Source organism: Methanothermococcus jasoni (assembly GCF_049075655.1).
GTDB lineage: Archaea > AGJL01 > Methanococci > Methanococcales > Methanococcaceae > Methanofervidicoccus.
Genome location: NZ_CP157522.1, coordinates 929487 through 941884 on the forward strand (window position 1 = coordinate 929487; position 12398 = coordinate 941884).

12 protein-coding genes are annotated in these 12398 nt (G+C 31.8%); 5 read left to right on the top strand and 7 right to left on the bottom strand.

Features of this window, described 5'->3' with window-relative positions:
* Positions 1–5 precede the first annotated feature (5 nt).
* The 3 genes from Mjas_RS04915 to Mjas_RS04925 all read left to right on the top strand — a co-directional run bounded on the left by Mjas_RS04915 (position 6) and on the right by Mjas_RS04925 (position 1483).
* Positions 6–197 carry a DNA-directed RNA polymerase subunit K gene (locus Mjas_RS04915; protein WP_421077085.1) on the top strand — a complete coding sequence of 64 codons (192 nt, stop codon included), beginning with the start codon at positions 6–8 and terminating at the stop codon, positions 195–197.
* Positions 198–244: 47 nt separating this feature from the next.
* Positions 245–1204: a hypothetical protein gene (locus Mjas_RS04920; protein ID WP_421077086.1), complete on the top strand. Its 960-nt coding sequence runs from the start codon at positions 245–247 to the stop codon at positions 1202–1204.
* Between the two features lie 90 nt (positions 1205–1294).
* Positions 1295–1483: a 4Fe-4S dicluster domain-containing protein gene (locus Mjas_RS04925; RefSeq protein ID WP_421077087.1), complete on the top strand. Its 189-nt coding sequence runs from the start codon at positions 1295–1297 to the stop codon at positions 1481–1483.
* 86 nt (positions 1484–1569) lie between these two features.
* Here the strand turns inward: Mjas_RS04925 and Mjas_RS04930 are convergent, their stop codons facing one another.
* The 3 genes from Mjas_RS04930 to Mjas_RS04940 all read right to left on the bottom strand — a co-directional run bounded on the left by Mjas_RS04930 (position 1570) and on the right by Mjas_RS04940 (position 3693).
* Positions 1570–1836 (bottom strand): HypC/HybG/HupF family hydrogenase formation chaperone, encoded by a 267-nt coding sequence (locus Mjas_RS04930; protein WP_421077088.1) that lies wholly within the window; start codon positions 1834–1836, stop codon positions 1570–1572.
* Between the two features lie 56 nt (positions 1837–1892).
* Positions 1893–2414: a YqaA family protein gene (locus tag Mjas_RS04935; RefSeq protein WP_421077089.1), complete on the bottom strand. Its 522-nt coding sequence runs from the start codon at positions 2412–2414 to the stop codon at positions 1893–1895.
* Between the two features lie 61 nt (positions 2415–2475).
* The gene (locus Mjas_RS04940; protein ID WP_421077090.1) at positions 2476–3693 is read right to left on the bottom strand and encodes an FAD-dependent oxidoreductase; all 1218 of its coding nucleotides are present in this window, start codon (positions 3691–3693) and stop codon (positions 2476–2478) included.
* 138 nt (positions 3694–3831) lie between these two features.
* Between Mjas_RS04940 and coaBC the strand changes: the two genes are divergently transcribed.
* Both coaBC and Mjas_RS04950 read left to right on the top strand, forming a co-directional pair.
* Positions 3832–5037 carry a bifunctional phosphopantothenoylcysteine decarboxylase/phosphopantothenate--cysteine ligase CoaBC gene (coaBC, locus tag Mjas_RS04945; protein WP_421077091.1) on the top strand — a complete coding sequence of 402 codons (1206 nt, stop codon included), beginning with the start codon at positions 3832–3834 and terminating at the stop codon, positions 5035–5037.
* 64 nt (positions 5038–5101) lie between these two features.
* On the top strand, positions 5102–6037 hold the full coding sequence (locus Mjas_RS04950) for an EF-Tu/IF-2/RF-3 family GTPase (RefSeq protein ID WP_421077092.1): 936 nt from the start codon (positions 5102–5104) through the stop codon (positions 6035–6037).
* Positions 6038–6213: 176 nt separating this feature from the next.
* Here the strand turns inward: Mjas_RS04950 and sepS are convergent, their stop codons facing one another.
* From sepS to psmB, 4 genes are all read right to left on the bottom strand, one after another.
* On the bottom strand, positions 6214–7836 hold the full coding sequence (gene sepS / locus Mjas_RS04955; protein ID WP_421077093.1) for an O-phosphoserine--tRNA ligase: 1623 nt from the start codon (positions 7834–7836) through the stop codon (positions 6214–6216).
* 111 nt (positions 7837–7947) lie between these two features.
* Complete coding sequence (locus tag Mjas_RS04960) at positions 7948–9291, bottom strand: P-loop domain-containing protein (RefSeq protein WP_421077094.1); 1344 nt, start codon at positions 9289–9291, stop codon at positions 7948–7950.
* A 104-nt stretch (positions 9292–9395) separates the two neighbouring features.
* Complete coding sequence (locus Mjas_RS04965; RefSeq protein WP_421077095.1) at positions 9396–11303, bottom strand: beta-CASP ribonuclease aCPSF1; 1908 nt, start codon at positions 11301–11303, stop codon at positions 9396–9398.
* 384 nt (positions 11304–11687) lie between these two features.
* The gene (gene psmB, locus Mjas_RS04970) at positions 11688–12350 is read right to left on the bottom strand and encodes an archaeal proteasome endopeptidase complex subunit beta (protein WP_421077096.1); all 663 of its coding nucleotides are present in this window, start codon (positions 12348–12350) and stop codon (positions 11688–11690) included.
* Positions 12351–12398: the final 48 nt, after the last annotated feature.

Here is a 12398-nt window from a genome sequence, read left to right on the forward strand (position 1 = left end):
TTCTGATGAAATGCACAAAATTTGAAAAGGCGAGACTAATTGGTGCAAGGTCTTTGCAGATTTCTAATGGGGCTTTTTTGACCATAGATGCAGAAAAACAATCCTCATTGGACATTGCTATGGAAGAATTTGAAAAGGGAAAAATTCCATTAAAAGTTAAAGCTAACAAAACAATTAAAGATTTCCACCGCATTTAATTCATGATTATAAAATATTTTCTTCTTAAAATATGTAGGGGATTTTTGTGGAAGATGAGACCACTATTGAAAGAATTACTGCAAAAAAAGTTTTTAAAAATTCAAAAATAAGTGTAAAAATAACAACATTAACAAGGACTGGAATAGGTTATGATATTATAGATGTAGAAAATCCTGATTATGTTGTTTCAGATATAGAAAACATAATCGCACCTGAGCTCGTAGGGTATCCTGCATCTGACCAAGATTTTATGGATTCAATTATATGTGGCACATCCGTTGATAATCCAAATATCACCATGGGAGTTTCCATAAGCATATCAAGAGCTGCGGCAAATAGTATCGGCATGCCTTTGTTTAGATATGTTGGAGGTTCTTTATCTACGGAATTGCCTGTTGTAGGCTGTTCTCTTTTAACGGATAATAGCAACGAATTAATAGCCATACCTATGGCTGAATCCATTGATGAAATGATAACCTGCTATGAAAAAATACTATCGGAGCTCTCTTCCAAATACGATACAGTAAATATTTATGGGAAGTGTGTATGCAACAATATTTTTGATGAATTAGATAATTTCAAATTTATATTAAATGATATAGCGGAAGAAGAGGATGTTAAAATACTTGTAGGAGCTTCAATATATGAGTATGAATATGCCGAAAATCAAGATATTTATGAAAGAATTTCTAGTTTAGACTATTTAGAAAGCCCTGAAATCGTGGAATTTGATGGCACACTTGCCATAGATGGCATTGATGAAGCAGCCGATTTTTCTAAAATAGAGCCATATACAATGGGGACATTAACTGAAATGTACCACTATATAAATTATATATTGGACAAAGGACTGACCCCTATAATTATGAGCAATAATACTTCATTTTCACATATTGCAGTAGGACTAAGGGTGCCATTTTTAAGGAGCAATATCAATTCAAATGTTTTAAATGAGTTGTGGGATATTGAAAGGATATTGAATAATCCAAATGTAAATAGATTTTAGTGGAATAAGAAAACAAAAAAATATAAATACTGTATATATTATATAGGAAATATATTTCCTAACTTAATTTAATATTAAGAGGTGAATCTTATGAGCGTAGTAATTGATTATAATAAATGCGAAGGTCCAGAATGTGCAGAATGCGTAAATGCATGTCCAATGGAAGTATTTGAAATTCAAGATAATAAAGTTGTAGTAGCTAGGGAAGATGAATGCACTTTTTGCATGGTATGTGAGGATGTATGCCCAGCAGGTGCAGTAAAAGTTAAAGAAGATTAAGATTAATTTTATTATTTTATCAATTTTATAATAATATTTTTCAATTATTTTAATGTAAGCATACAATACCTATCATACTAATAATATTATTCTTTTTCCTCTGTTTTAACCCCTTCCATTTCATCTAGGGCATCAAATAATTCTTCCCAAGTATCTAGACTTATTTTTGCATCTTCTTCACTCATAACCTCTAAGGCATATCCAGTATGTATAAGTATATAATCCCCTATATTCACATTTTCAAGAAGTGCAAGTTTTGCCTTTTGTTTAACCCCTTTATATTCTGCTATAGCATATTTTTCTCCATCTTCTTCATATATTTCTATAACTTTGCAAGGTATTGCCAAACACATGATATAATCACCAAAATAAGATAATATGAGTATTATAATTATTATTAATGATAATTCTATAAATGTATATAGCTTAGAATATATTTAAAAATATCGGACATATTTGTAGAGCCCCATAACGCAAAGGGTAATATAATTAAACCGTGTTTTATTATCCTACTTAAAAATACTGCAAATATGTATCTTTTAAATGGCATTTCAAAAGCACCGCAGACCCAACACATGATTTCAAATGGCAATGGTGTAAAGCTTATAACTATAAACCCTATAACTCCATATTTTTTAAAAAAATTTTCTCCCTTTCTATAATCTTCTTCACTAAATAATTTTAGTGCCAATTTTTCTCCATATTTGGATGCCAAATAATAGGTAATTATAGACCCAGCAATAGTGCCAAATGCACCGGCAAGTAGCACATATTTCCAGTCAAGACCGAGTGCTATTCCTGCTATCATGAATATTTCTGTTGGCAATGGTTGAAATATTGGTTCTGAAAATCCTATTAAAAATATGCCCAATATTCCATATTCATTAACAAGTTTAAACCCGATGGTTTTGAATATTTCAAAGTTTATCATATTTCTCCTTTTTGTATAATTTTAAAATACTTATATATAAATATATATTTAAATTATTATGTTATCTAAACACCTTATAAAATGGGTCTGTTGAAGGGTGTATTTCTACAAAATCCCTATAAACATCAATTCCCTTTAAATATTGTGCAAAATATGGTATTATCTCCATTGATGGAGACATGGATATAGCACCAACTACTTTATTACTTTCATAATATATTTTATTTATCCCAATATGGTTTGAAACTCTGAAAAAATCTCCTTTCCCAACACTGTTTGGAATTATTTTATAATTATCTGTCTGTTTTCCAACATAGGAGATATTTAAATCCATTCTTATGGTGCGAGGTATAAAGTCGTATTTTGGTTTTATAAGTGGTTTATTGTTTAATTCATTGTATATATTTTCAGCTACAACCCTACCTTCCATTCTTGCAATTGGAGTGATTCCGCCTTTTCCAACAACACAATCTCCACAGGCATAAATATTTTTTTCTATTTTATTGGTTTTATTTTCTTCTGTGTTAATTACTCTCATATATTCATCTGTTTCGAATCTCGGTTTTCCACCAACTGCAAGTATTTTTGTATAATCATCATTATTTAATAGTCTGTTTAATTCGTTATTGTCATTTGTAATTCTGAAATCAATAAATTTATAAATATACTGTCTGATGTCGTCGTCTTCAATCATCTTTAAGAATTTAGAACGAACATATACAACAACTTCACTTCCAAAGTTTGAAAATATCGATGCATACTCTGCGGCAACTGTTCCTCCACCGATTATAAGTATCTTTTCAGGGAGCTCCTCCAAATTTACAATATCGTAATAACCCAAACATTTTATCCCGTTGTATTCTGAGGTATATATCTTTCCATTGGTATAAACTACATAATCATAGTTGTTTGTATATTCATCTTTAAATTCCTTATAGTGTATATTTATACCGAGCTCCTTTACTTCACTTTCAAGTTTTATTCTTATTTTATTTTGAATATCTGAAATCTTTTTTTGAAGTTCTTTAAATGAAATAATATCTTCTAAAACTATTTTTTTATTATTGTCATTTTTATTATTTTTTATCAAATTCAAATTATTTATTATATCTGCCATTTCTCGTAATCCCGTTATGTATGTGCAACCATAATTTAGGCAGGTTCCCCCGATTTTATTTTTTTCATAAACATCGACGTCAAAGCCTTTTTTTGCCAATTCAACAGCACAGGATTTTCCAGCAGGACCGCACCCCACAATAGCTATTTTTATACCCTCCATATTTTCACCACATGTTTATTAACAAAGTATTAACAATAATTTATTATAGTATCTACATATTTATAATGATTATAGATTTTATAATAATTATTTAATAATAAAAAATTAAAAATAATAAAAAGCAATTAAAGTGATTATATGCACCCAACAAAGAAATTAAAAGGTTTAAAATCAAAATTACTCGATGGAAAAAAAATATTGGTTGTAGTATCTTCATCAATAGCCGCAATAGAAACTCCCAAGTTAATGAGGGAGCTCATACGACACGGTGCAGAAGTATATTGCATAGCCACGGAAGAGACTAAAAAGATTATTGGAGAATATTCATTGGAATTCGGCTGTGGAAATAAGGTATGCTACGACATCACGGGAAGTATAGAGCATGTGATGCTATACGATATATGCGATGCTATGGTAATATATCCAGCTACTGCAAATATAATAAGTAAAATATCCCTAAATATTGCAGATAATATTGTAAATACAACCGCCACAATGTTTTTTGAAAAGAAACCCATATTTATCGTTCCAGCAATGCACCAGAATATGCTTGACACAATAGACAATCACTTAACCAATCTAGAAAATAAAAAAAATATATACATCGTATCTCCAAAGATGGAAGAGGAAAAGGCAAAAGTTCCGTCCATTGAAGATGTTGTATTGGATGTGATTGAAAAATTAAGCTGGAAAAATAATAATAACAACAATAAAAACAAAAGCAAAAAGGTTTTAATACTATCCGGCGGAACTGCTGAATTTATAGATAAAGTTAGAGTGATAAGCAATTTATCTTCTGGAAAAACGGGATATTTACTTGCAGAGGCATTTTGTAGAGATGGATTTGATGTGGAGGTAATCCATGCTCTTGGAAAAGAACCGCCATATTATGTAAAATCTCACAAAGTCCTTACAGCAAAGGAAATGCTAAATAAGGCACTTGAACTTGGAAAGGATGCAGACATAATTATATCCTGCGCCGCAATATCTGACTTTACACCAGAAGAACAGATTGAAGGAAAAATTAAATCAGATAGGGATGTTGTAATAAAATTAAAAAGAAATCCAAAAGTATTGGCTGAGCTCAGAAAGGCATTTCCAGATAAAATTATAGTTGGATTTAAAGCAGAGTATGGACTGGAAAAAGAGGAGTTGGTGGATATTGCTACAAAAAAATTAAAAGAATATAATTTAAATTTTATTGTGGCAAATGACTTATCTAAACATTATTTTGGAGATGACTACAACGAAGTAATATTAATAGGTAAAGACAAATTAAAAGAATTTAAGGGAAAAAAATCGGAGATTATGGAAAAGATTAAAGATGAAATAATAAAAAATTGAAATAAAATATAAACAATATATTACATAGTATAATAAAATAAATAAAATAATAAACGGTGAAACTGTGAAAAACATAGGAATTGGATTATTTGGTGATTTTAAAGATGCAGGAAAGAACTTGGGAAAAAAAGGGACTTCAACAGACATTACATTGTATAATTACAAACAGGGAGATGATGCAGTATTCTTTGTAGAACCCACCAAATACCCTGAGAAAATCACACCATTAATATATGCTATAAATATGATGGATTATGCCTTGGTGTTCGTTGATGAGATTAAGCCAGAACTCGCAGAGACACTACTTGCATTGGATATGATGGGCGTAGAAAAAGGCTCTTTTGTTGTTGGTGAGTATGTGGATGTCGAGCAGTTGAAGGCGATAATCTCAAACACTTCAATGAAAAATTTTGAAATTAGGGAAAAGGATTATATCAGAATAAGGGAAGATATGGTGGCACTTCCGCAGGAAATGGCGGGAGAACCAGATAATAGCTTTGTAAAGATACCGATAGACCACTTTTTCACAGTAAGGAGTGTCGGGACTGTTATATTGGGAAGAGTAAAAAAGGGAACGGTAAAAATCCACGATAATTTAAGAGTTTATCCAACGGAAAACAAAGCAATGGTAAGAAGCATACAGGTAAATGATAAAAACTACGACGAAGCTCCAACATTTTCAAGAGTTGGGCTTGCATTGAAGGGAGTAAAATCCGAAGAATTGGAAAGAGGCATGATTTTATCAGATGGTGATTTAAAAGTATCCGATGAAATTACACTTAATATGAAATGGAATCCATACTCTAAAAAGGAGCTCAGCGTTGGTGAGGGTTATCAAATAGCAATTGGATTGCAAACCATAAGCTGTAAGGTAATGGAAAAAGAAGGGGATACAATTAAATTAAAATTAATCAAACCAGCAGTTTATGAATCAGGAGATAAGGCAGTTCTTTTGGACGGAAGTGCAAAAATAAGAATATTGGGAGTTTCAGAGTTATAAATTTATATTTTTTTAGGAGCTCCCAAGGTTAATTTTATTTTATTTTTTTAGGATTTTTAATAGGATGGTGTATGAGTATTGGCAGAAAATTAAACATAAAATAAAATTAAGTTATTAAAAATAAAACTAAATAAAAGAGAATAGGATAATATATAGGTTGATATAGTTTAATATTATTATTTTATCTCAACCTTGGCATTTAAAAATACTGGACCTCTTATATCTATTACTTTATTATTTCCCATTATCTGTTTTAAAGCCAATTCATCTATTTTTAAATTTACATCGCTTAAACTTCTTACAATTGGGATTCTTATTTTCAACTCCTTGGTGTTTGAAATAAGTGCCTCTTCTATCTTTGAGGTTATTTTAAAGCATAATGAGTCAATATATTTTATATTTGTAGGAACACCGTGTTCTTTTGCATCTTTGAGAAGTTTTATATATTCCTCTTTAACACCCTCAAATGATTCTGGAACGCCCAGTATATTTCCATCAAATACATAGATTTCATTTAATATTGAAGGACCAAGGAGTTTTTTACCTTCTTCTTTTTCAAATAATGTTATCTTTATGGTTTTTTCTGCGTTGTAGAATTTTATTTTCTTTTCAACTTTAACCTCGCATGGTGAGCTCTTATCCTTATTTTTTATGCAGGTATCTATTAAATCGTATGTTAAATTATACAATTCATCTGTAATTGGGACTTTATCAACTTTAACCATATGGGCTATATCCCTATCGCTTAAAATATTCTCATAGAACTGAGGATAAACCATTTTCCTTACATCGTCGTAGTTATGGGTAATCATTGCAAGTCTTTCAACACCAAGTCCTAAATTCATCACCGGAACATCGATATTGTATTTACTCAGTGCAATAGGAGAATATACTCCAAATGTTGCAACTTCAAGCCATTCCTTTAATTTAGGATGGTATGCATAAACTTCTGTCTGTGTTTCTGGTGTGTAGTATTTGCTTTTTTTCTCATCAGGTCTAAATTGGAATTTTGTAAATCCAAACTGGGATAAAAGCCCTTCTGCAACAACCTTTCCATCATCAATAGTGACGTCTTCACCTACTATTACGCAGGATGCAGAGTGATATGTCATTAAATGACTTTTATCCTCTTTCTGCTCCCTTCTGAAACATCTATCTATTGAAAACAACTTAAACGGTAAAGGTTTTTTATTTATGAGCTCCGATAATGTTATGAACCATCCAGATGTCATGTGGCTTCTTAGGGTGAGAGTTAATGCTTCTGGGGTGAGCTCCTTAAATTCAGGGAATACTTCTTCCAATATTTTTAATCCCATTTCATTGGAGGTATTTAGTGCGTTCCCTATTTCAAATACTAAATCATCACCATCAAGGGTTCCCTTTTTATACTGGTGAAGGATTTTTCTTAAATTTTCCTTTTTTTCCTCGCTGTCTTTTATTTTTATTCCAAGTTTCTCAATTTTTTCGATTTTCTCATTTCCTAAGCCCACATCTGGTCTTGGAAGCCCTGCTAAATAGAAGCACCTATCCAACACCGCCATTGCCTCAGGTCCAAACTGTTTATAAACATCTCTCTCATCCACTATTACGGGGTTTATATACTCCTCAAATCCCATTCTTAAATATGCCTGCCTTAACTGTTCTATTGTGTCAATTACAGGGTGAGATTTTCCAAACTCTGGTTTTATTCTAGGGTATTTTTTGTCGATATGCTTATTCGGTATGAGCTCCTTTGTTTCTCTCCATGCCTTTTCAAAATCCTTGTTAGCCATCTTTAAAATTTTCTTTGTGTCAAACATTTTATCCTCTTTTTTCTTTTTATATCATTAACTTTTTTCTTAACTATTTTTAAATAAAATAAAATTATTTAAAATTATATGTTATGATGATGTTATTTATAGAAAAGCAAATTAAAATTTATTAGGATATACCTTATTGCTTAGTTTTAAATAGTAATTACTGAGCTCTCTTTTAAATTTATCAATATCCAAATATTTTGCCTCGTGGTCTTCTAAATAAATTCCTCTATCTCCTGATGCTGTTAATAAATCCAAACTGCTTGTTATGATTATAAATGCAGAGCTCAGTTTTTCCCTCTCATTCATTATAATTTCTGAAAGTGGTTTAACTCCTTCAAACCAATTGGATAATAAACCACTTACAAGTAAATTTACGGCTGAATTATCTTCATCAATTAGTATTAAATCTACACCTGTTGATAATGCCTTCTGAATCTGATAAGCCATAGTCATAGAGCCTGATGCTGTTCCATGAACATCCTTTGGAGTGCCTTTTATTCCCTTTGGTAGTTTTTCAAAAAATAAACTTATATCATTTCCATACATCTGCATACATCCTGTTGATGCCTTAGATAAGTTTTTTGTGGTAATAATATACTCCCTTCCATCTCCAATTAAATGGTCATCCTGCCCGCTGTCAATTGCCTCTATCAAAGTTGTTTTTCCCTGAGCATTTCTTCCAGTAATGATAAATATTTCCTTTTCTTTTATACCAAGCCCTGTAATAATGTTGCCATCGTAGAGCTCTACCTCTATTGGATTCAATTCCTCGGGCGTTTCAAATGGTATATTTACACCTTTTTTTGGTCCTGCAATTCTGTAATGTCTCCTTACATTTGTATAACTCCTCGCAGGTTTTGAATTATCTCCTATAAAGGATACGAGCCCCAACTCCTTTAATCTGTTCCTTAAATCCTTCTGATTTATTGTGTTAATATTCTCTTTTTCAAGGATTTTGTAAGGTATTTTTTGGATGAAATCATTTAATTCATAAGACAGTTCGTCAATTCTTTTTGCCATTATTTTTGGAGCTCCCTCCTTAAATATCATCCTTAATAACAAATGAATTTCATTATTGGTTATAAAGTTGTATTTATCAGCTCTCCATAAATCGCTACCTATATTCAAATCGCTATTTATCACAGTTATGGGCTCAAATAATGCAGTATATCGTTTTCCAAGACTTCCAGATAATTCAGGGAATTTTTTCTTTTTTATCTCCTCTTTAATACATTCAATAATCCGTGCCGTGCTTCCCTCTAATCCTTTTTTATTTAAATTAGTTAAATCATCCCTTTTAAAAACAAATGGCAACACTATTTTTATATTTTTATCTGCCTGTTGGGCTGCATAGAAAACCTTATTTTTGTTAATTTTTGTTAAAATTTTACGATTTAGATATGGTGTGGTTATGTTCTTTATAATATCCTCAATCAATGAAGCCTTTGAATTCATATTCTCACTTTAAATTTGCAATAAATAAAAATGAAAAAATAATAATTAAAAGATGTAAAAAAATAAATTATTATATTGTTATTATATTGTTATATTATAGTATATTATTTCATTCTAATGGCATCTAGATTCATAGGAGCTCTTGTTTCTTTCTTGAATAATTTGTATGCTGTGCTTGCCAAATCTACACATTTTGAAGCTTCACCATGGACGGTTAATATTCTTTCAGGCATAGGTTTGAGTTTTCTTAGGTATTTTATAAGCTGTTTTCTGTCGCTATGTCCTGAGAATCCTTCCAATGTATGAACGCTTAAATTTACCTTTATTGCTTTTGATTTTCCATTTCTGTTCATTATAGGGATTTCACTCCATCCTCTTTGAATCTTTCTTCCAAGGGTGCCTTCCGCCTGATAACCTACAAATACTATGGCATTTCTCTCGTCATCTGCAAGGGATTTGAAGTATTCGACACTCGGACCTCCGCTGAGCATACCTGATGTGGTTAATATTATGCACGGCTCATCACTATCAATTATATTTCTCCTGTTGTTTGTGTTTTTTACCTTTCTAAATACCTCTGATAAAAATGGATTGTCCCCTTCGTGGAAAATTCTGTTTCTTATGTTTTTTGAAAGATATTCAGGATATGCCGTATGAATTGCAGTAGCCTCCCAAATCATACCATCCAAATAAACTGGGGCATTGAATATACCTTGATTGTATCCTTCTTCCAAAACAAGCATGAGCTCCTGAGCTCTACCTATACCAAACACTGGGATTATTACTTTACCTTTTCTTTTTATGGTCTCTGCAACAACATTCAAAAATTCTTTTTCCGTTTCTGCCCTATCTGGAAGCACATCATCGTATCCACCGTATGTGGATTCAATTACAATTGTTTCCAATCGTGGAAACTGACATACTGCTGGCTCCAATAACCTGGAAGCCTCAAATTTTATGTCCCCAGTATATGCAATATTATATAATCCATCCCCAATATGACAGTGAGCTATTGCAGAACCTAGTATATGCCCTGCATTGTGCATTGTTAATTTTATAGCCGGTGCAATATCCGTAGTTACCCCATAATCTATTGGTATAGTGTGTTTTACACATTTTTTAATATCTTTTGATGAATAGGGCATCACTTTACCTTCTTTTTCTGCAATATCTAAATAATCCTTTTGTAAAAGAGTCATTAAATCTCTTGTAGGTTTTGAGCAATAAACAGGACCATCATAGCCATACCTAAAAAGCCCTGGAACAAATCCACAATGGTCTAAATGAGCATGTGTAATTACTACTGCATCGATTTCCTCTATTGAAAATTCTGGGGCATCAAAATGTGGAAATGCCTTATCTCCTTCAACTGCAACATTTATCCCACAATCTATTAAAATTCTACTTTCAGGGGTTTGAAGATAATTACAGGTTCTTCCAACTTCTCTGGAACCTCCCAAAAAAGACATTCTTATCCAACAGTCATCTCTTAATCTAACATCCCGGTGTATTCTTCGGCCTATCTTTCTTAGGATTTCTTTTACATCGGTTCTTTCCCTATAAAGGGTAGCTCTTATCGCTTTAATTGTTTCAGAAGCTATTGGTGGAGTTCTTACGGGCTTAGGAGCCCATTTTATTGCTTTTTTTATTTCTTCCAGAGTGCTTCCTTCTTTTCCAATTACCAATCCCGGTTTTTTTGATTCTATTATGACTTCACCAGTGTTTGCATCAAATATGCAGTTGGTTATTTCAGCATCTTCTGGAACGATTTCTAAAATTTTATTCTTCGCAACATCCGGTTCCATTAAAACAGATGGGTCAGGTCTTATGGCTATCCTTTTTCGGAATATTCTTGCAAGTTCTTTAACAAAAGAATTGGAAAATATCTCGGGGTTCTTTGCATATATTACTACCTCAGGACCTTCAAACTGCACATCTGTAATCACTGCGTTTCCAGGTGAATTTTTTATCACATACTGTTTTATCTCGTTTAAAATCTCTTCTGCTGACAAAATAGACCCTCCTATTAAAATTATAAATTAAATTCTGTTCAAATTAAAATTGTAATAAAATATTTTATTAACACTTAAAACCAAGGTTTTTACATTTTTGTATGCTCATTATTGTTCGCTTGAAAGCACGTTTGTAAATATCTCCTTTAAAAATCTCAAAATCCTTCGGATTTCACAGTCCTACGGACGCCCTATGACTCCGAAGGATTTTTTCCGATTTACTCACTTCGTTTGTAAATAATAATAAAAAAATAATAATTCCATAATGCCTCTAACAAAATTATTTATTAGTTTTGAGTTATAAAAACCAAAAGGTTTTATAAAAAATTTTTATGTTTGATGGTGTAGAAAATAATTAATTTAGAAATAAGGTTTTCTTTATTTTTATCTTCTTTTACTTTTTATTTTTTCCACCATCTCTTCGACTTCTTCATTTGAATAGATTTTTACTCCATTTTTATCAATTACTGCGAGAGAGACACCATTTCCAGAATATGCATCTCTCTCCATGGCGGATACGAGTGCTTTAACTGCAAGTTCTTTTCCTTCGTTTAACGTCATATCTTTTTTATATTCTGCCTCCAAAACACCGAAGGCAGTAGGAGACCCAGAACCGGTGGCAGTAAATGAAGTTTCTTCATTTAATCCTCCAACAGGGTCAAGTGAAAATAATTTTGGACCGTGGAGGTTATCGTATCCACCAATTACCAATTGAGTTAAAAAAGGAAAATGTCTATTTCCATGCAATATGTTGCTCAGCAATGTTGCACAGGAATGTGGTGGCATGTAGTTTCCAGTTCTCATCTTGTATATTTTGGTTTCTGCGGATATTAATCTAACAAGTGATTGAGCATCTCCAACACTTCCTGCTATGGTCATTGCTATGTAGTCATCTATCTTATATAACTTTTTCGCTTCTTTGTCAGCTATAAGGTTCCCCATTGTAGCTCTTTTATCGGTTGCCAATACTACACCGTCTTTACATATCATTCCTATTGTAGTAGTCCCCTTCATGTATTCCTTATAGTGGTCGTTGGTTGCCATCATATAAAATCCTCCTAAATTTAATATTTATAAGATTATTAATTAAATAAT